Origin of the sequence: Limnofasciculus baicalensis BBK-W-15 (assembly GCF_024178385.1) — a bacterium.
In the GTDB taxonomy this organism is placed as follows: Bacteria; Cyanobacteriota; Cyanobacteriia; order Cyanobacteriales; family Coleofasciculaceae; genus Limnofasciculus; species Limnofasciculus baicalensis.
The window spans coordinates 5,086-22,767 of sequence record NZ_JAMZMM010000021.1; the positions used below are offsets into that span (position 1 = coordinate 5,086).

A 17,682-nucleotide genomic window follows, 5' to 3' on the forward strand; every position below is an offset into this window, starting at 1 on the left:
TCAGCTTTACTTAAAGAAATAGATCCTTGTTGATCGTATATAAACATTTCTCTCCGTTCAACTTCTTCCATTTCTTCACGAGTTAAGTTAGCTTGATTAGCAATTTCAAATGCTTGATGAATTTCGGGAATCATATCCATTTTCTCCGGAATATAAGTCATACTTCTCGCATATTTGAGAAAATAAAGCCATTTATCGGCTAGAGTTTCTAGTCGATCTAGTTCTTTAGTAAACTTGGGTAGTTCAACGAAGATTAAGCGAATATTATTGTCAGTATATTCAAAATTGCTGGTCTCTTCTTTATAAATGAAACGAGAAATTAGTTCCTCCCTTTTAGCAAATATCTTAAAATCTGTAATAGTTAGGGCAATTACAGGCTTGAGCATTCGGTAGCCTTGTCCTGATTCTAATTGAAAGGCGTAAGTTTTAGCGGCATTGTACAAAACCCGTTTGCCAAAAGATTCTACGTTTAATACCTGCATCTCAATAATGACTGTTGTGCCATCTATCAGTTTGGCTTTGACATCCAAATAGCTATCTTTTAAGCCTGCCAATGCTGGGGGTAGGTTGGGATTGATAATTTCTAATTCTTTAATGGTATCATGACCATCATAGACTAGGGCATTGAGAAAGCTGATGAGGATATCTTGGCTTTGAGATGAACCAAATATTTTTTTAAAGGCGTAATCGGTTTTAGGGTTAATAAACATCATAATGGCGATCGCAGATAAAATTTATCAATACTATACTAGTATAGTCCGCTATTTTAATAAATGACAACTTCCATGACAGGTGCGAAAACTGGACTGTGACCAAATTGAGATGGAATCAGCGACAGGTGCGAAAACTGGACTGTGACCAAATTGAGATGGAATCAGCCTTGACTTTTCGCTATCGCTCCGAGTTAAGATCGAAGCTAAAGGGTTTCATCGGACTATATTATAATAACTGATCGCCAGTACTCCTAGAGAGCCAGACTAAACAGTATATGAGTACATAATGTCTCGTATTTATGATAAAATGAAATAAATACTTTCAGGCTAAACCGGGAGAAACCCATGAGATTCATCAGCCCCAAGGTGGATTATGCCTTTAAAAAAATATTTGGTTCTGAACAGAGTAAAGAAATATTAATCAGCTTTCTGAATGCCATCGTATATGGGGAAGAAAAAATCATTCAATCCTTAACCATTGTTAACCCCTATAACCCGGGACAGGTTATTACCTTAAAAGACACCTACTTAGATGTAAAAGCCGTTTTAGCTGATGGCTCCATTGTCGTGATAGAAATGCAAATAGCCCGGGTGAGTGCTTTTAGCAAACGGGTAATTTATAACCTGAGTAAAGCTTATACCAATCAACTCGGAATTGGCGAAGATTATTTGAGTCTCACCCCAGTAATTGCCGTCACCATCACCGATTTTATTTTATTTAACCAAACTCCCAATGTAATTAGCAAATTTCTGTTTCAGGAAACCACAGAAAAATTTCCATATCCCGATAGCGAATTGCAGCTAATGTTTATAGAATTGCCAAAATTCCAGAAAATTCTCTCCGAGTTAAACAGTTTAAGCGATAAATGGATTTATTTTATTAAACAAGCTGCCACATTGGATGAAATACCAGAGATATTAGGAGAAATTAGTGAGATAAAACTCGCGTTAAATATTGCTAACCAAGCGAAAATGACCGGAGAAGAGTTGGAAGTAGTAGATCGTCGGAGTATGGTTTTACAAGATGAAAAAGGACGGCTAACTTATGCAAGAGAAGAAGGAAAAGCTGAAGGAAAAGCCGAAGGACGACTGCAACAAACAATCGCTCTAGTAATGCGTTTACTGAAAAAGCGTTTTGGAGAAATTCCAGCGGCAATAATTAGCCAAGTTGAAGGACTAGCTTTGTCAGATTTAGAAAGTTTAACAGAGGAGATTTTTGATTTTCAGAGTTTACCGGATTTGGAAAATTGGCTGAAGGGGCGATAAGATATTAGCGAAGTAAGAAGTCAAGGTAAGAGTGGGCGAGCGCTCCTCCTCACTCCTCTGATCTTTATCTTCATAGGAGGTATCTATTGTTTTTTATGATAAAATTAAAAATAATGAAATTCCTTTAGGCTAAACAGGGAGAAACCCATGAGATTCATCAGCCCCAAGGTGGATTATGCCTTTAAAAAAATATTTGGTTCTGAACAGAGTAAAGAAATATTAATCAGCTTTCTGAATGCCATCGTATATGGGGAAGAAAAAATCATTCAATCCTTAACCATTGTTAACCCCTATAACCCGGGACAGGTTATTACCTTAAAAGACACCTACTTAGATGTAAAAGCCGTTTTAGCTGATGGCTCCATTGTCGTGATAGAAATGCAAATAGCCCGGGTGAGTGCTTTTAGCAAACGGGTAATTTATAACCTGAGTAAAGCTTATACCAATCAACTCGGAATTGGCGAAGATTATTTGAGTCTCACCCCAGTAATTGCCGTCACCATCACCGATTTTATTTTATTTAACCAAACTCCCAATGTAATTAGCAAATTTCTGTTTCAGGAAACCACAGAAAAATTTCCATATCCCGATAGCGAATTGCAGCTAATGTTTATAGAATTGCCAAAATTCCAGAAAATTCTCTCCGAGTTAAACAGTTTAAGCGATAAATGGATTTATTTTATTAAACAAGCTGCCACATTGGATGAAATACCAGAGATATTAGGAGAAATTAGTGAGATAAAACTCGCGTTAAATATTGCTAACCAAGCGAAAATGACCGGAGAAGAGTTGGAAGTAGTAGATCGTCGGAGTATGGTTTTACAAGATGAAAAAGGACGGCTAACTTATGCAAGAGAAGAAGGAAAAGCTGAAGGAAAAGCCGAAGGACGACTGCAACAAACAATCGCTCTAGTAATGCGTTTACTGAAAAAGCGTTTTGGAGAAATTCCAGCGGCAATAATTAGCCAAGTTGAAGGACTAGCTTTGTCAGATTTAGAAAGTTTAACAGAGGAGATTTTTGATTTTCAGAGTTTACCGGATTTGGAAAATTGGCTGGAGGGGCAATAACGATATACCTGTCTTTTAAGATCGCATATCTTGGCTTTTGTCAAATTGATTGTTAACAATTACCCTTATAAAGCTATTCTTTTTAAGGGTAATTGTGATTTTCTGACAAATACCCTCATCAAACTGACCAATGCGCTATGATTAGTTATAGCTTACAGATTACATCTAAGCTCATGCTTCTAGCCAAAGGCATACTGAAATATTATCCCCTGGAAGGAGAATCCAATAATATAGGGTGGTTAATTCTGGAATGCGATCGCGATCTGGGGCTATACTACTCTTGGTTTGTTCAAAGGCAATTGGGACTTCGCCTGCAACACCCCAGGCTCGGCTCTCACATAACTGTTGTTAGAGGGGAAGTTGTGGAGAATATTTTGAGATGGAGTGCCTACCCAAGTCGAGTAATTAATTTTTATTATTCTAACGAAATTAAGACGAATGGCAGGTATTGGTGGCTTAATGTCTATGCTCCTTGCCTGATGTCTATCCGACAAGAATTAGGATTGGAGGTGAAACCGGAATATGATTTTCATGTCACGATTGGGGTTTGGGTGTAGGGGGCGATAAATCGCCTACTACGAGCTAATATTTAGGTTTTACTTGAGTGTGAGACAAGTGCTGGGGTTTTATGAATGATTGAAACAACACAAGAAATTAAGTTAATTGCGGCTAGTGTAGTTATTATAGGTATAGGTATTGTAGTATTTTTCTTAGGGAGTGCGATCGCAATATCCAAGATTTTCCAAAAAGCCGTCACCCTCTATCAGCAAAAAGACTATCCAGCCGCCGAAATAGCACTGCGTCAAGTCATGGCGCGACAGCGGAGTAACGATATGGTTCCCTTGCTCCTAGGGAATACCTTAATAGCGCAAAATAAATTAGATGAGGCGATTGCCATATTGCGGGAACTAATTAAAAAATCACCTAAAAATATCGATGGCTATTTAAAACTAGCAGAAGCATTAATCCAGCAAGGAAACTTAGAAGAAGGAATAGAAGAGTTGAGAGAATTAATTAAAACCAATCCTAAAAATACAGAAATACCCTTTCAAGTCGGATTAATCCTGTCTCAGCATAACGCCTTAGAATTTGCTAACGCACAATATCGACAAATGACGACAGAAAATCCAGAAAATGCCATCCCTCATTTTAACCTAGGGAACATCCTAATGGCACAAGGGAACCTAGAAGAAGCAGAAATAGAATATCGAGAAGCCATCCGCCTCAACATAAAAAAATCCGATGCTCACTGGTACTTAGGCGATGCCCTGCGTCAACAAAACAAACCAGAAGAAGCCCTTACCGTCTGGAGGGAAGCAATTCGGCGTAATCCTAACGATAAAGTAGCCCAATCTAGAATTAGGCAGATCCTTCAACAACAAGGCAAATTAGGGTAGGCAAGAGGTAAGAGGTTAGGGGTAAGAGGTAATACCCCATTACCCATTAGAAATTTCTTATGGATTGAATAGATATCTTCAATGATATCTATTCAAGATCTCCTAACCACCCAGATACATTGGATTTCTGATTGAGATACATAGAAACCCGGTTTCTTGAAGAAACCGGGTTTCTGCGGTGTACTTCATAAACCTGCAATCTGCTGTAAGTAGAAATTCTCAGGTCTATTGCTGGGCGTACTGCCATCCAACGATATACTAGCTAGGAGGTTGACAAAAATCTTCACAAACGTACTGAGTATCTGTACCGACTTGCCTAATGTAATTACGTGTAACCCCCAAAATGAACGCAGGAATTGACCTCCAAGGAATTTTTATTCAATCGCTTAGGGATTTTGGCATTCCCGCCGGAGTAGCCAAAGCCATCTGGATGCCCTTACCGATGTTCCTCATGATTATCGGAGCTACAGTGGGCGTACTAGTCTGCGTCTGGCTGGAAAGAAAGATTTCCGCCGCCGCCCAACAGCGGATTGGACCAGAATATGCCGGTCCTCTGGGTGTTCTCCAGCCAGTAGCCGATGGACTAAAGCTGGTGTTCAAAGAAGATATTATCCCAGCCAAGGCAGACTCATTGCTGTTCACCCTCGGACCGATTCTCGTTGTTATCCCAGTATTTCTGTCCTACCTCATCGTACCCTTCGGACAGAAACTCGTGATCTCGGATGTGGGAACAGGGATATTTTTGTGGATTGCCCTCTCCAGTATTCAGCCCATTGGCTTGTTGATGTCGGGCTATGCCTCCAATAATAAGTATTCCCTACTGGGAGGATTGCGAGCAGCCGCCCAATCTATTAGTTACGAAATTCCCCTCGCCTTAGCAGTATTGGCTGTGGTGATGATGTCCAATAGTCTTAGTACTATCGATATCGTCGAACAGCAATCCGGTTACGGTATTCTGGGATGGAATATTTGGCGACAACCCATTGGATTTATGATCTTTTGGATTGCTGTACTAGCCGAATGCGAAAGACTACCCTTTGACTTACCAGAAGCAGAAGAAGAATTAGTTGCAGGATATCAGACAGAATACGCCGGGATGAAATTCGGTTTGTTTTATGTTGGTTCCTACGTTAACTTAGTTTTGTCTGCCTTATTAGTTGCTGTTCTCTATCTCGGTGGCTGGGAATTCTTCATTCCCCTGGACCAATTAGCCGGCTGGTTAGGTGTCAGTGAAAATAGTGCTTGGTTACAGGTGATTACAGCATCATTAGGGATTACCATGACGTTGCTAAAAGCCTACTTCCTCGTCTTCATAGCCATTCTACTACGTTGGACAGTTCCCCGCGTCCGCATCGACCAATTGCTAAATTTGGGCTGGAAGTTTCTTCTACCCATCGGATTAGTTAATTTACTCCTGACTGCTGGCCTCAAATTAGCATTTCCTTTTGCTTTTGGTGGTTAGTCATTGGTTATTGGTTGTTTGTTGTTTGTTATTCGTTGTTAGTTAGGGGAAAGACAGAAAAACTCAAAATAAACAACTACAAACAACCACAAACAAATAACCACAAACAAACAACTAACGACACGAGAGAGACACCTACAATATGCAATTTCTCAAACAAATTGGCGATTATGCCAAAGACGCTGTTCAAGCAGCCCGCTACATCGGTCAAGGTTTATCTGTTACTTTCGACCACATGCAGCGTCGCCCCGTTACTGTACAGTATCCTTATGAAAAACTAATCCCTTCCGAACGATATCGGGGTCGAATTCACTTTGAGTTTGACAAGTGTATTTCTTGTGAAGTTTGCGTGCGGGTTTGTCCGATTAACTTGCCAGTCGTAGACTACGATTTTGATAAAGTTAGCAAGAAGAAAAAACTCAAACACTATAGTATTGATTTCGGGGTTTGTATCTTCTGCGCCAACTGTATAGAATATTGCCCAACCAACTGTTTATCGGCAACTGAAGAATACGAACTATCCACCTACGATCGTCACGAGCTAAATTACGATAGCGTAGCATTAGGACGGTTACCCTATAAGGTGACAGATGACCCAATGGTGACAGCTTTACGGGAATTTGCTTATTTGCCCAAAGGCGTTAGTGAACCCCATGATTTGCCAGCAGGTTCCCAACGGGCAGGTATGCGCCCAGAGGAAATTGTTAAGCAGATGGCATCTAAGACTGAAGAATAAGTGGATAGTTAATTGTTGAAAGGAGATTAAAGAATAGTGAATCTAGCCCAAGGTGTTCAGTTTGTTTCATTTGCTATCCTTGCTGTCATGATGATTGGGTCAGCATTAGGTGTAGTTTTGCTGAACAATATAGTTTATTCAGCTTTTTTATTAGGTGGTGTTTTAGTCAGTATGTCAGGTTTTTACCTGTTGCTGAATGCTGACTTTATCGCCGCAGCACAGATTTTAGTTTATGTGGGTGCAGTCAATGTTTTGATTTTGTTTGCCATCATGTTGGTAAACAAGCGAGAAGATTTTGCTCCCATTAAAAATCGTTGGATACGAACAGCTTCAACAGCTCTAGTCTGTGCTGGTTTGTTTGCTCTCCTAGGGACAATGATTCTCGCCACAAGCTGGCCAGTTCAAACAGATCCATCCCTTATTCCTGCCAGTTCTGTTGTAGAGCTTGGCAAGCATTTCTTTACTGACTTTTTGCTGCCATTTGAACTCGCATCCGTGTTGTTATTAATGGCAATGATAGGCGCAATTATCCTTGCTCGTCGGGATTTTCTACCAGATTTGTTAGTATCTAAGAACAGAGAAATTGAAACCAGCTTAACTTTGCCAGAGCGCCCACGAGAGCTGGCTTCGATAGGTGGTGATTCCACAACAGTAAACCGTTAGAAGTGTTGTTTGTTGTTGGTTATTTGTTGTTTGTTGTTGGTTATTTGTTGTTTGTTATGGAAAAAATAACAACTAATAACATAAGTTAAAAGTCTAAAAATGACTAATTTTCCATTCCAACAACCAACAACCAACAACTAACAACCAACAACTAACAACCAACAACTAACAACCAACAACCAACAACCAACAACTAACAACCAACAACTAACAACCAACAACCAACAACTAACAACTAACAACCAACAACAAAATGGAACTACAACTTCAGTACTTTTTACTACTAGCCGCTGCTTTATTCTGCATTGGCATTTATGGGTTAATTACCAGCCGGAATGCTGTGCGAGTGTTAATGTCAATTGAGTTATTGCTGAATGCGGTAAATCTTAACTTGATGGGGTTTTCAAATTTTGTCGATCCTCACGATATTAAAGGTCAGGTTTTTACGGTATTTGTGATTGCAGTAGCAGCAGCAGAAGCTACTGTTGGTTTAGCAATTATCCTGGCAATTTACCGCAACCGCGATACGGTGGATATGGAACAGTTTAATTTACTCAAGTGGTAAATTGATTGCTACTGCTACTTAGAGGCTATTTGTTCAGAAATTAAGATCCCCCTAAATCCCCGCGCTGACGCGCCGCTGCGCTAGAAAAAAGGGGGACTTTGAGTTTTTATTTACCCATAGAAATCCACAATTCCCGGCAAAAACTCAGGATCAAAAAGTTGGGGACAGGTATAAGGAGACTCCACCGGAAATATATCCAATGGCAATTCTGTTTCATTACTAGCAGCTTTTCGCCCCCGACGATAACACTCCGCTAAAACTTCTTCTGGATAAGATTTTAGACTAGGACTTTCTTCGAGTAAATCAGCAATCCGATTCCGTTGCTCATCAATCGTATTTCGCCAAGAAGCACTTCGCAAATTAGGCTGATATTGCCACTTGAGTAAATGCTGTAACAACACTTCTAAGCGACTCTTCAACTCCCTTCGATCGGATTTTCCCAAGCTTTCAATCTCCTCAATTACAGCTTCCCAATCCACCTGTTCAAACTGTTTGGTACGAATCTGTTGTACAGTTTGCTTTGTCCATGCCACAAAATCTGTGTCATATAACCGATATGCAATTTTTTGAGTGGTGGTCATAGTACTCTACAATAGACGAGATAAACTGTTAATGGCAGATCAAATATAGCGGTTTTCTGTTGGATAAAGTACACCTCAGAAACCCGGTTTCTTTGTAGTTTGTCTGTACTTCACTAAACTGAAAAAGGCTTTATCTGCCCAAAACTTTCTACAAAACTCGCAAGATACTAGGAATACTATCGATAGCTTCTAACTGGCGAATTTCTGCCAATGCTTCTCGAAAATTCCCTTCGCGAACATTGTGAGTCACGACGACAATTTCTGCGACATTATTCCGTAATCCAATCTGGACAATTGATTCTAAACTGACATTGTGCTTGCCAAAACAGGTTCCTAAATAACCAATCACGCCAGCTAAGTCTTTAGTGAGAAAACGGACATAAAAACGACTAATGAGTTCGGATATGGGCGCGATCGCGCAATAATGTTGATGGATGCAGCTTAATAGGGGATTTAGTCGATGAGATTCGCCAGCGGTTTTCAAGACGGCGGCAATATTCATAATATCTGATACTACTGCACTGGCTGTGGCTCCGGAACCTGCACCGGGACCGAAAAACATTACTTGTCCGAGGGGTTCTCCTTCTACTAAAATGGCATTGTAAACTCCATTAATACTAGCAAGAGGATGAGTTTGGGGAACTAAGGTAGGATGGACTCTGACTTGAAGCATTTCTGAATCTATCGATTCTGCTTCTAATAGAGTTTCTTCTCGCTTGGCTACTGCTAGCAATTTAATTGTAAATCCCAATTTCTGGGCATAAGCAATATCCACCGCACTTACTTGGCGAATTCCTTCACAATGGACTTCTTCTAATTTAATTCTTCCGGCAAAAGCTAAGGAAGCTAAAATGGCAATCTTATCCCCTGCATCCAAGCCATCCACATCAGCAGTGGGGTCAGCCTCAGCGTAACCTAATTTCTGGGCATCGGCGAGAATATCTTCAAAGTCACCCCCCTCAGTTTGCATTCGGGTGAGGATATAGTTAGTTGTGCCGTTAACAATCCCGGTGATACTGCGAATCCGATTCGCCCCTAAAGACTGCTTCAAAGCTTGAATCACGGGGATACCACCACCCACTGCGGCTTCGAGGAGTACATAAACTCCCGCCTCCTCTGCCGCTGTGAAAATTTCCGCCCCGTATCGGGAAATAACAGCCTTATTTGCGGTGACGATATGCTTACCATGGGCGATTGCCTGTAAAATTAGCGATCGCGCGGGTTCCAATCCTCCCAGTAATTCGACGATAATATCAATTTCTGGGTCAGTGACAATTGCCTCTAAGTCTGTGGTAATTATTTCTGGTGGCAGTGCTACGCTTCTGGGTTTATCCAGGGAGCGCACCCCAACGCGATGAATCTCAATTTCATGGAGGAGAGGATTCCGCCCAGAAGAGTCTAGTAAAATCTGTGCTGTCCCCGTACCAACTGTTCCCAATCCTAGCAAACCAATTTTAAAAGTCACAGTTATCATCCTGAATCCAGTCAATCTCCAATTTATCTCAAAGTGCCCTCATGATTCAGAGCGATTACCCCGCAGCGCCACAAAAAGCCGACACTCAAGGAATCCGCCTCTTTCTCGATACCGCCGACGCAAGAGAGTGGGAAAACTGGTTACCAACAGGTTTATTTTATGGAGTGACGACAAATCCGCTTTTGTTAGAGCGCGATAATGTCAATTGTACTATTGAACAATTGCAGGATTTAGCTAAAGGAGGTTTCAATTTAGGTGCTAAAGAAGTTCAACTTCAGACTTGGGGAACTTCTGTGGATTCTTTGGTAAAAACAGGCAGACTTTTGGCAGAAATTGACAATCGCATTGTCGTCAAAGTACCGATTACTAAAATAGGCACTCAGGCAGCCTCTGGGCTAATTGCAGAAGGGATTAGAGTTACCCTGACTGGGGTTTATGCCGCCCACCAAGTTGCGATCGCAGCCGCCTTAAATGCCCAATATACAGCTCCCTATTTGGGCAGGATTAACGATTTGGGGCGGAATGGACGTGAAGATTTGGTGGCAATGCAAAAGATTATATCAGGTATTGGCAGCGCTACCCGAATTTTAGTTGCTAGTATTCGCAGTGTGGATGATATTGCATTCCTTGCCAGTCAAGGGTTGAATACATTTACATTATCACCTGCGATCGCGGCTGGCTTTTTTGATGTGGCGGCGACTACTCAAGCTGCTAGTGATTTTCAGGAAGCTGCTAGGAAGATGGGAGGAGAATAGATTGATTTTAATTAAATGCTTCCTGAGCAATTAGCAATTAGCAATTAGCAATTAGCAATTAGCCATAACTAGCAACTTGAGTTAATATTGATATTAGATCTAACCTTATTTTATACGCCGTAGGTATACCAATGTCCAATCGGCTCCAATTTTTCAGACAACAGATGGCTGCTTTCGAGGGTTCCGGAGATCCCAGAGCTACAATTGAAAGTGGCTACTATGTACGCGAACCTAAAAGAGCGGCTAGTGAGATTATATCGCAGCGTTTGGCATTACGTCCATCTTCCACTCATCTACTCATAGGCGGGATTGGTTCAGGTAAGACAACTCAACTGCTAGTAATGCGCGATCGTATTAATGAAATCGAAGATACCTACGCTCATTATGTCGATGTAAGTTTATACACAAATATTTCTCGAATTGAAGCAGGAACCCTGATTGCACTTACTCGAGGAGTAATAGCTGAATTAACGGAAAATATTGACAAAAAGCCTGTCAAGAATGCTCAGGAATTGATTAAAAAGTTTGTATACAGATCTAAACAAAATCTTGTTGGTATACTTGGTCAGGAAGTTGTCCTAAATCCGGATATTATTACTGTTGGATCGAATACTTATCGCTTGCAGCAACAATTGTTGAAAGAAGTTCATGATTTCAATAACTCTCTTAAGTCGGAATGTCAAAAATACAGTCAAGTTATTATTCTATTTGATGGGTTAGATCGGCTTGATAATGTTCAAATCTTTTCACAGATAGTTACTTCCGATCTACAAGCAATTTCATCAATAGGTATTGGTGTTGTATTAGTTGCCCCCCTAATCGCTACATTAAGTAGCTATAGAGATACTATCGAACAATCCGTAAATTATTTAATTTATCAATACTGTTTTGATGTAAATAACGATCCAGATGCTTTCACTTTTTTTGAAAACATTCTTAAGATTCGTGCGGCTGAAGGTTTCATAGAGGAATCCGCAATCCACAGCATCATTCACTATTCCGGTGGAGTAATGCGAGATCTAATCAACTTGACACAAGCATCAATCGAGGAAGCATATCTATTAGATAGCGATAGACTTCAAGAAAAACATGTTGAAGCTGCTATAGATTCATTGGGGAGAGCAAAACTACTTAGTATTTCAGATAAAGAACTAGAAATTATTGAAAATCTTTTAACACAAGGTATATTTATTCCTAGAACAGATGAAGACATTCGACTGCTAGTTACTAATCGTATTTTAGAGTATACATATCCAGTAAGACGCTATGTAGTTCATCCCACACTTGAGGCACTAATTCAGCAATCAAAAGTAGGGAGTAATCTGAATGCTAGATCTATTTCGCTTGATGATTTTTTACAACGAATTGGCTCTCAACCTAATGGGAATGTTTGGTCAGCTATTGTTGTAGACTATTCATACTTAAGTGAAGTTATTGAAGATTTGAAAGAGATGATCTGTATTTTTACCGAATGCGATCTAGGAGTTATTTCTGGTGAAAATGGAGCGACGGCTCTGATTATCTCTGTTGAACAGGCTACAGAAGATTATCTCCTACTTTCTGATTTTGAATCCTGGAATCAAGATAACTGGCGTGAATTTGATTATGCTAGAAGTCGCCTAGCAAAGAAACGTGGTGGAGTTCTCGTTTTATCGTTAGAATCTATAGGAGTTTTATCTAAATTCGCACCTAATTTTGCAAGTTGGCTGGGTTCCAGGGTGTATCTTTTAGACAAAGGTAGAGAGTTTCTTACAATAGATGAACGTCAAGGAAGATTATTAGCACTTCAAGAATGGTTAGGTTTATCTAACTCAGAAGTTATTGAACTAGCAAAAGCTCACAAATTACCACTTGATCCTGAATACGGAGAGTGGCTTGTTTTACTAAATCGGGAGGATTTGATTGAGCGATAACAATGACTGGGAGCAGATTTGTGATAAAGTTCAACATCGTTTGCGAGAAACTACACCACTAACTGTACAAAAAGCAAAAGTATTGCGAGCTGAATTTTTGAAATATTTAACTAACGCTCACAATGAGGGAATTTTAACCAATAAAATCCATGAAATTCATAACCTACTCAAGTTAGATCGAGCAGCAGAATATGGTAAAGAAATATTTGAGATTATAGGAGGGCAGCGAAATTTTAAGCGGAGTAAAGATATTCCACATTTTGAGAGGTTTGATAAATGTTGGTTTGATTTTGCTATTTTGGTAGATGAAACCCAAAAACCAGCAGAAATAATTGGCTTCAATTTCGAGATGCGATTTCCAGAAGAAAGTTCAGTTAGATTTATACGCTTCGATCTTAATTTACCAAATCATGATAATGAAGCACGGAATCTGCGATTTCATTTCCATCCGGGTAGCGATGATTTCATGATTCATAGTCCCCCCATGTCTCCACTGGAAATTTTGCATTTATTCCTATACGGTTTATCTATTCCGGGAAAGCATCGTTCTCCTTAATCGCTGCTAAGGAATTCATTTTGCTATCTGCGATCGCATTACACAAAATTATAGTATTTCCTCGCCAGGAATCAAGTTACATAAATCACAACAGTTAAGTGCTTTAGATCGCGCCAAGGGGTTAGCTTCAAAAGGATACTGTAAAAGTACAGATCTAATCGATAAAGATCAGATCGTTAAAAAATAGTTTATTTTTAACGGAAAGAGCGCAAAGAGGGCCAAGGTTTGAGTAGTTTATTTTTTGAAAGACGGGGTATTGAATATGGTGGTAATTGCTGAAGAATCTCAAAATAATACTGGTGGTAAGTTTCCTGATGGACCAAATACTCCCAGGTTTATCCAAACTATCCAGGGGATTTTCCAGCCCAGGAAGTATCTGGAAGAAAGAGTTTTAAAATATGGCGATATTTATAGGGCTAAGTTTAGCGGTTTTCCTGCCCAAGTGGTTGTCAGTAATCCACAGGCAATTCAGGAACTTTTTACTGCTGATTCAAAGCTATTTGAGTCTGGTTCGGGAAATACAATTTTACAGCCTTTGGTGGGAGATTCCTCACTATTATTAATGGATGGCGAGCGCCATTTACATCAGCGACGGCTATTAATGCCTCCTTTTCATGGGGAACGGATGCGGACTTATGGGGATCTGATTTGTAATCTTACTACAGAAACAATTAGTAACTGGGAAATTGGTAAAACTTTCTCGGCTCGTGCGGTGATGCAAGAGATTTCTTTGCGGGTTATCTTACGTGCTGTTTTTGGTGTGGATGAGGGAGAGCGTTTTGAGAAGCTCAGGGTGCTTTTTAAGGAAATGTTGGATTCTTTTAATAGTCCTTTGACTTCTAGTGTACTATTTATTAAGGCATTACAACGGGATTGGGGTCCCTGGAGTCTGTGGGGTCGTTTCTTGCGTAAACGCCAGCAAATTGATGAATTATTATATGGAGAAATTCGAGAGCGACGCAGTGAAAATAATGTCGAGCGTCAAGATATTATGTCATTACTAATGTCTGCTCGGGATGAAGAAGGGCAGGGTATGACAGATGTTGAGTTACGAGATGAGTTAATGACATTGCTATTTGCAGGGCATGAAACTACTGCGACAACTTTAGCCTGGGCATTATACTGGATTCACCATTCACCAGAAGTGAGAGAGAAACTTCTGAAGGAATTAGAGGGAATTAAGACAAGAGATTTTACAGAAATTTCTCGGCTTCCCTATTTGAATGCTGTCTGTTCGGAAACTTTACGAATTTATCCTGTGGCTTGGTTTACTTTTGCTCGAACTTTGAAAGTACCGATGCGAATCCTGGATTATGAATTTCCTGCTGGCACAATGCTGTCTCCCTGTATTTATTTAATTCACCATCGTCCAGATATATACCCAGAGCCTAATAGTTTTAAGCCTGAACGTTTTCTGGAACGTCAATTTTCAGCTTATGAATTTTTGCCTTTTGGTGGTGGTAATCGTCGCTGTATCGGTATGGCATTTGCCCTATTTGAAATGAAACTGGTACTGGTGAATATCTTATCGCAATATACACTTGCTTTAGCTAATAAGCGTCCCATTCAACCTGCTCGTCGCGGGATAACTTTTGCCCCTGCTACTGATGTGCGGATGGTTGTGAAAGGTAAGCGATAATCGGTGAGTGGGGAAGGCTGAAGGCTAAAAAAGTTCAAGATATTAGACTTCTTGCATAAATCCTAGAAGGGTGAAGCATTTGCGGATAAAACCATGGATTTTCCCACTCCCTACTCCCCACTTCCTACTCCCTACTCCCTACTCCCTACTCCCTAGTTTTGACCAGATAAATTTTGGCTTCGCTGACATCAGTAAAGGATGTAAAAGCGAGGAATTTGCTATCACCGGACCAAGTTGGATCTAAATCTGATTCTGGACTATTAGTGAGTTGAGTTTCTTGAGTGCCATCGGCAGCGATTACATAAAGATCGTTATTGCCGTTATTATGAGAGTTAAAAGCAATCTGCTTGCCATCCTGCGACCAAATCTGCTTATATTCATTATATGAATTATTGGTTAAACGAGTTTGTCCCGTACCATCCCGATTCATGATATAAATTTCATGATTGCGATCGCGCACTGATACAAAGGCAATCTTCTGTCCATCCGGCGACCAAGTTGACGCACTCCCTGTTGCGAGTAAAGTTGGGGACACAGGTTGAGTGCTGTCTGTAGCGATTTCGGCTTTATTGGCACAGTTAGTTAGCAGGAAAGTTAGCCCTAATAAGCCAATTGTTATTGGGGATAGTTTTTTAGTCATATAGATTGATTGAAACGACTGTTGCAGGTCAAACTAAAAGACGATGCGGCAGTTTAAAGGTTCCCCTGCTAGCGTTTTATCTGGGGTGGTGCTGCCACAATTAATAAATTGATATAAACTAGTACCAAGTGGCGAAAGTTTCCCACGGACTATACTATTTTTAGGGTATAAACAAACAATTGTAAAATGACCAGTCTATACCAAACCGATTTCTATGCTTGGACACAAGCACAAGCCAAATTACTGCACCAGCAGCAATGGAGTAAACTTGACTTAGCAAATTTAATTGAGGAAATTGAATCCTTGGGTAAACAACAACGCCAGGAATTCAGAAATCGCCTGAGTATTTTAATTGGGCATCTGTTAAAGTGGCAATATCAATCAGAGAGGCGCAGTCGTAGCTGGTTAGCAACAATTAGGGTACAGAGACGGGATACGATCAGACTGCTACGGGATAATCCTAGCCTGAAAAATTACCTACAAGAAACTTTACTAGAAGCTTATGAAAACAGTAGAGATTTGGCTGTCAGCGAAACTAATCTACCATACAAAACATTTCCGCAAAATTGTCCTTATACCTGGGAAGAAATTATCGAAAATAGCTTCTATCCAGGCGAATCAAGTACTGAGATAGATGAATAATTATCATCACAAGGAAGTAGGTGGAATTAAACCTAAAACTACCAGAAGCTGAGAAGTCGAGTTTCTCAAAGATTTACGCCCCTTTTTATTTAGCGGCTATCTGCTTCTCTATGTTTCTCATAAGGAGATAGCACTTACCTTGAAATGTCGAAGGTGTAATGAACATCGCCAGAAAGCCGACAAAACCGGATGTAATTTGTACCTCCTGTACTCGACCATTTGGTACTAGCATAAAGCCAAATTTATCCCCCGGACGCATATCAAAATACTTAGGTGTGAACAGAGAATGGAAGGAATTATGATCTAAACTTCCTGACAAAACATATTTATCTGAGTCTGATAATCCGTGTCCGCCACTTAAATTTAATGGATCTATCCCATCAATTACAACAAGCTGAATATTTTCCATTGGAAATTCTCCGATATAACTACAGGTGACTTGTATACTGTGCTTAACGTGTTAAACGATCAATTGCTTAGTCAATAGGTAAGAATTGCGATGCCGAAGGCGATCGAAGCTATCGCGAAACAATTGCTAAAATAGAATTATCGAGTTGATAAAATCTCCATGGTAAACCAAACAAACAACGAACCAACACTAGAAAACGTAATCGAAAAGTTAGATAAGCTATCTACTGAGGTTGACAGGCTGTCTACCGATGTAGAGAAATTTAACGAGCGATTTTCTAACTATCAGCAAGCGACTCAGTGGGTGGTGCAACTTGCTTTCACTTTGATTGCTAGCGCTACGATTACGGTCATCATCACTTCTGTTTTTAGGAAGTAGTGCCAAACTAGATGTTGCTTTTTAACAACTGCCAGAGAATCAATTCTCTGGCTAATAGCTGAAGTCCGTTTTCTGAGATCTTGCACCATTCTCAATAAAGTTCTATAACCCTTGATTTTCCGTTGATATAACCACCAAAAACCTAGCTTTTTCAGGCTTATTGACATTGGTTCAAGATCTCAGTTAATAACGCACCACACTAGATCAAAATACAATCCTGTATGACTACGTTATTTCAGAAATAACGCTCCGAACACTGTTACGCAGATAGTTAAACGACTCGTCATACTCTTCCATCTGCTTCTCTATACTTCTCATTCTGATCTCCCGTGCTTTAGGATTCTGGATTTTGGCAGCTTCTGTATACTTGCTGTCGAGAAACCCGATTAGATCCTCAAATGTTCTGTCAATTTCTTTGAGAAATGGTGCAACTTTGTCTTTCACCATCCTCGCTGCATCCAGCTTATTGGAGGCTTTCAGTCTCTGTATATGCTGTTCGCATGAGACTTGCAGAGCCTGAAGTTCTGAATTTCTGACATGAACTAGGGACTTTTTAAAAGAGTCAAGCTCAATTTGAATGATTTCAGTTTGTCCTCTAGTCATAGCAGATTTCAAAGCATCAGGAATCATCGGTTTTGAATACCCGTTTCTCTCAGGTAGAGTCATACCCTGATGGATAATACTCATCATTTGATCTGCTCGTTCCGTAACTTTGGATACTGCTGAAGAGCTATTCTCATCAAGATCCTGAGATAGTCTATAATTTGCTCGATCCATGTTGTCTTTTGGGTCAACCATTGTTAATCCTCCATTATCTTAGTTAGT

Annotated in this window: 20 protein-coding genes; 14 read left to right on the forward strand and 6 right to left on the reverse strand. The window is 40.1% G+C overall.

Annotated elements, in window-relative coordinates:
- Positions 1-713 (reverse strand): Rpn family recombination-promoting nuclease/putative transposase (locus NJ959_RS03805; protein ID WP_254010418.1); only part of this gene is annotated, 713 nt, incomplete at its 3' end.
- Positions 714-1,058: 345 nt separating this feature from the next.
- Here NJ959_RS03805 and NJ959_RS03810 point away from each other — a divergent pair.
- The 8 genes from NJ959_RS03810 (at position 1,059) to nuoK (ending at position 7,870) form a co-directional block, all read left to right on the forward strand.
- Positions 1,059-1,979, forward strand: a complete 921-nt coding sequence (locus NJ959_RS03810) for an Rpn family recombination-promoting nuclease/putative transposase (protein ID WP_254010419.1) — start codon at positions 1,059-1,061, stop codon at positions 1,977-1,979.
- Between the two features lie 147 nt (positions 1,980-2,126).
- Positions 2,127-3,047, forward strand: a complete 921-nt coding sequence (locus NJ959_RS03815; RefSeq protein WP_254010420.1) for an Rpn family recombination-promoting nuclease/putative transposase — start codon at positions 2,127-2,129, stop codon at positions 3,045-3,047.
- A 137-nt stretch (positions 3,048-3,184) separates the two neighbouring features.
- Positions 3,185-3,604 (forward strand): hypothetical protein, encoded by a 420-nt coding sequence (locus NJ959_RS03820; protein ID WP_254010421.1) that lies wholly within the window; start codon positions 3,185-3,187, stop codon positions 3,602-3,604.
- A gap of 75 nt (positions 3,605-3,679) precedes the next feature.
- Complete coding sequence (locus NJ959_RS03825; protein ID WP_254010422.1) at positions 3,680-4,444, forward strand: tetratricopeptide repeat protein; 765 nt, start codon at positions 3,680-3,682, stop codon at positions 4,442-4,444.
- A 343-nt stretch (positions 4,445-4,787) separates the two neighbouring features.
- The gene (gene nuoH / locus NJ959_RS03830; RefSeq protein WP_254010423.1) at positions 4,788-5,906 is read left to right on the forward strand and encodes an NADH-quinone oxidoreductase subunit NuoH; all 1,119 of its coding nucleotides are present in this window, start codon (positions 4,788-4,790) and stop codon (positions 5,904-5,906) included.
- Between the two features lie 142 nt (positions 5,907-6,048).
- Complete coding sequence (ndhI, locus tag NJ959_RS03835; protein WP_254010424.1) at positions 6,049-6,642, forward strand: NAD(P)H-quinone oxidoreductase subunit I; 594 nt, start codon at positions 6,049-6,051, stop codon at positions 6,640-6,642.
- A gap of 36 nt (positions 6,643-6,678) precedes the next feature.
- Positions 6,679-7,305, forward strand: a complete 627-nt coding sequence (locus NJ959_RS03840; protein ID WP_254010425.1) for an NADH-quinone oxidoreductase subunit J — start codon at positions 6,679-6,681, stop codon at positions 7,303-7,305.
- Between the two features lie 253 nt (positions 7,306-7,558).
- Positions 7,559-7,870: an NADH-quinone oxidoreductase subunit NuoK gene (nuoK, locus tag NJ959_RS03845; RefSeq protein ID WP_254010426.1), complete on the forward strand. Its 312-nt coding sequence runs from the start codon at positions 7,559-7,561 to the stop codon at positions 7,868-7,870.
- A gap of 110 nt (positions 7,871-7,980) precedes the next feature.
- Here the strand turns inward: nuoK and NJ959_RS03850 are convergent, their stop codons facing one another.
- Both NJ959_RS03850 and NJ959_RS03855 read right to left on the reverse strand, forming a co-directional pair.
- Positions 7,981-8,451: a DUF29 domain-containing protein gene (locus NJ959_RS03850; protein ID WP_254010427.1), complete on the reverse strand. Its 471-nt coding sequence runs from the start codon at positions 8,449-8,451 to the stop codon at positions 7,981-7,983.
- Between the two features lie 148 nt (positions 8,452-8,599).
- Positions 8,600-9,916, reverse strand: coding sequence for a homoserine dehydrogenase (locus NJ959_RS03855; RefSeq protein WP_254010428.1), 1,317 nt, complete (start codon positions 9,914-9,916; stop codon positions 8,600-8,602).
- A gap of 50 nt (positions 9,917-9,966) precedes the next feature.
- Here NJ959_RS03855 and NJ959_RS03860 point away from each other — a divergent pair, with 50 nt between their 5' ends.
- The 4 genes from NJ959_RS03860 (at position 9,967) to NJ959_RS03875 (ending at position 14,788) form a co-directional block, all read left to right on the forward strand.
- Entirely contained in the window at positions 9,967-10,680 is a 714-nt protein-coding gene (locus NJ959_RS03860; RefSeq protein WP_254010429.1) for a transaldolase family protein, read from the forward strand.
- Between the two features lie 131 nt (positions 10,681-10,811).
- Positions 10,812-12,593 carry a P-loop NTPase fold protein gene (locus tag NJ959_RS03865; protein WP_254010430.1) on the forward strand — a complete coding sequence of 594 codons (1,782 nt, stop codon included), beginning with the start codon at positions 10,812-10,814 and terminating at the stop codon, positions 12,591-12,593.
- Positions 12,583-13,149 (forward strand): hypothetical protein, encoded by a 567-nt coding sequence (locus NJ959_RS03870; RefSeq protein WP_254010431.1) that lies wholly within the window; start codon positions 12,583-12,585, stop codon positions 13,147-13,149. The genes NJ959_RS03865 and NJ959_RS03870 overlap by 11 nt, the downstream gene beginning before the upstream one ends.
- Positions 13,150-13,411: 262 nt before the next feature.
- Entirely contained in the window at positions 13,412-14,788 is a 1,377-nt protein-coding gene (locus NJ959_RS03875) for a cytochrome P450 (protein WP_373693595.1), read from the forward strand.
- Positions 14,789-14,933: 145 nt separating this feature from the next.
- On the opposite strand, the gene NJ959_RS03880 is transcribed toward NJ959_RS03875, so the two are convergent.
- A complete protein-coding gene (locus NJ959_RS03880) occupies positions 14,934-15,428 on the reverse strand; it encodes a TolB family protein (protein WP_254010433.1) in 495 nt (164 codons plus the stop codon).
- A 186-nt stretch (positions 15,429-15,614) separates the two neighbouring features.
- On the opposite strand from NJ959_RS03880, the gene NJ959_RS03885 reads away from it, so the two are divergent.
- The gene (locus NJ959_RS03885; protein ID WP_254010434.1) at positions 15,615-16,070 is read left to right on the forward strand and encodes a DUF29 domain-containing protein; all 456 of its coding nucleotides are present in this window, start codon (positions 15,615-15,617) and stop codon (positions 16,068-16,070) included.
- Between the two features lie 85 nt (positions 16,071-16,155).
- Here the strand turns inward: NJ959_RS03885 and NJ959_RS03890 are convergent, their stop codons facing one another.
- Positions 16,156-16,479 (reverse strand): DUF4114 domain-containing protein, encoded by a 324-nt coding sequence (locus tag NJ959_RS03890; RefSeq protein WP_254010435.1) that lies wholly within the window; start codon positions 16,477-16,479, stop codon positions 16,156-16,158.
- Between the two features lie 159 nt (positions 16,480-16,638).
- Between NJ959_RS03890 and NJ959_RS03895 the strand changes: the two genes are divergently transcribed.
- Positions 16,639-16,857 carry a ssr2422 family thylakoid membrane protein gene (locus NJ959_RS03895; RefSeq protein WP_254010436.1) on the forward strand — a complete coding sequence of 73 codons (219 nt, stop codon included), beginning with the start codon at positions 16,639-16,641 and terminating at the stop codon, positions 16,855-16,857.
- A gap of 225 nt (positions 16,858-17,082) precedes the next feature.
- Here NJ959_RS03895 and NJ959_RS03900 read toward each other — a convergent pair whose 3' ends face one another.
- Positions 17,083-17,655 carry a hypothetical protein gene (locus NJ959_RS03900; protein ID WP_254010437.1) on the reverse strand — a complete coding sequence of 191 codons (573 nt, stop codon included), beginning with the start codon at positions 17,653-17,655 and terminating at the stop codon, positions 17,083-17,085.
- Between the last annotated feature and the right edge of the window lie 27 nt (positions 17,656-17,682).

Excerpts from the sequence above, each read along its gene's own strand:
- NJ959_RS03810 (WP_254010419.1), top strand. The coding sequence starts at position 1,059 with ATGAGATTCATCAGCCCCAAGGTGGATTATGCCTTTAAAAAAATATTT.
- NJ959_RS03815 (WP_254010420.1), top strand. The coding sequence starts at position 2,127 with ATGAGATTCATCAGCCCCAAGGTGGATTATGCCTTTAAAAAAATATTT.
- NJ959_RS03820 (WP_254010421.1), top strand. The coding sequence starts at position 3,185 with ATGATTAGTTATAGCTTACAGATTACATCTAAGCTCATGCTTCTAGCC.
- NJ959_RS03825 (WP_254010422.1), top strand. The coding sequence starts at position 3,680 with ATGATTGAAACAACACAAGAAATTAAGTTAATTGCGGCTAGTGTAGTT.
- nuoH (WP_254010423.1), top strand. The coding sequence starts at position 4,788 with ATGAACGCAGGAATTGACCTCCAAGGAATTTTTATTCAATCGCTTAGG.
- ndhI (WP_254010424.1), top strand. The coding sequence starts at position 6,049 with ATGCAATTTCTCAAACAAATTGGCGATTATGCCAAAGACGCTGTTCAA.
- nuoK (WP_254010426.1), top strand. The coding sequence starts at position 7,559 with ATGGAACTACAACTTCAGTACTTTTTACTACTAGCCGCTGCTTTATTC.
- NJ959_RS03850 (WP_254010427.1), bottom strand. The coding sequence starts at position 8,451 with ATGACCACCACTCAAAAAATTGCATATCGGTTATATGACACAGATTTT.
- NJ959_RS03860 (WP_254010429.1), top strand. The coding sequence starts at position 9,967 with ATGATTCAGAGCGATTACCCCGCAGCGCCACAAAAAGCCGACACTCAA.
- NJ959_RS03865 (WP_254010430.1), top strand. The coding sequence starts at position 10,812 with ATGTCCAATCGGCTCCAATTTTTCAGACAACAGATGGCTGCTTTCGAG.
- NJ959_RS03875 (WP_373693595.1), top strand. The coding sequence starts at position 13,412 with ATGGTGGTAATTGCTGAAGAATCTCAAAATAATACTGGTGGTAAGTTT.
- NJ959_RS03880 (WP_254010433.1), bottom strand. The coding sequence starts at position 15,428 with ATGACTAAAAAACTATCCCCAATAACAATTGGCTTATTAGGGCTAACT.
- NJ959_RS03885 (WP_254010434.1), top strand. The coding sequence starts at position 15,615 with ATGACCAGTCTATACCAAACCGATTTCTATGCTTGGACACAAGCACAA.
- NJ959_RS03890 (WP_254010435.1), bottom strand. The coding sequence starts at position 16,479 with ATGGAAAATATTCAGCTTGTTGTAATTGATGGGATAGATCCATTAAAT.
- NJ959_RS03895 (WP_254010436.1), top strand. The coding sequence starts at position 16,639 with ATGGTAAACCAAACAAACAACGAACCAACACTAGAAAACGTAATCGAA.
- NJ959_RS03900 (WP_254010437.1), bottom strand. The coding sequence starts at position 17,655 with ATGGTTGACCCAAAAGACAACATGGATCGAGCAAATTATAGACTATCT.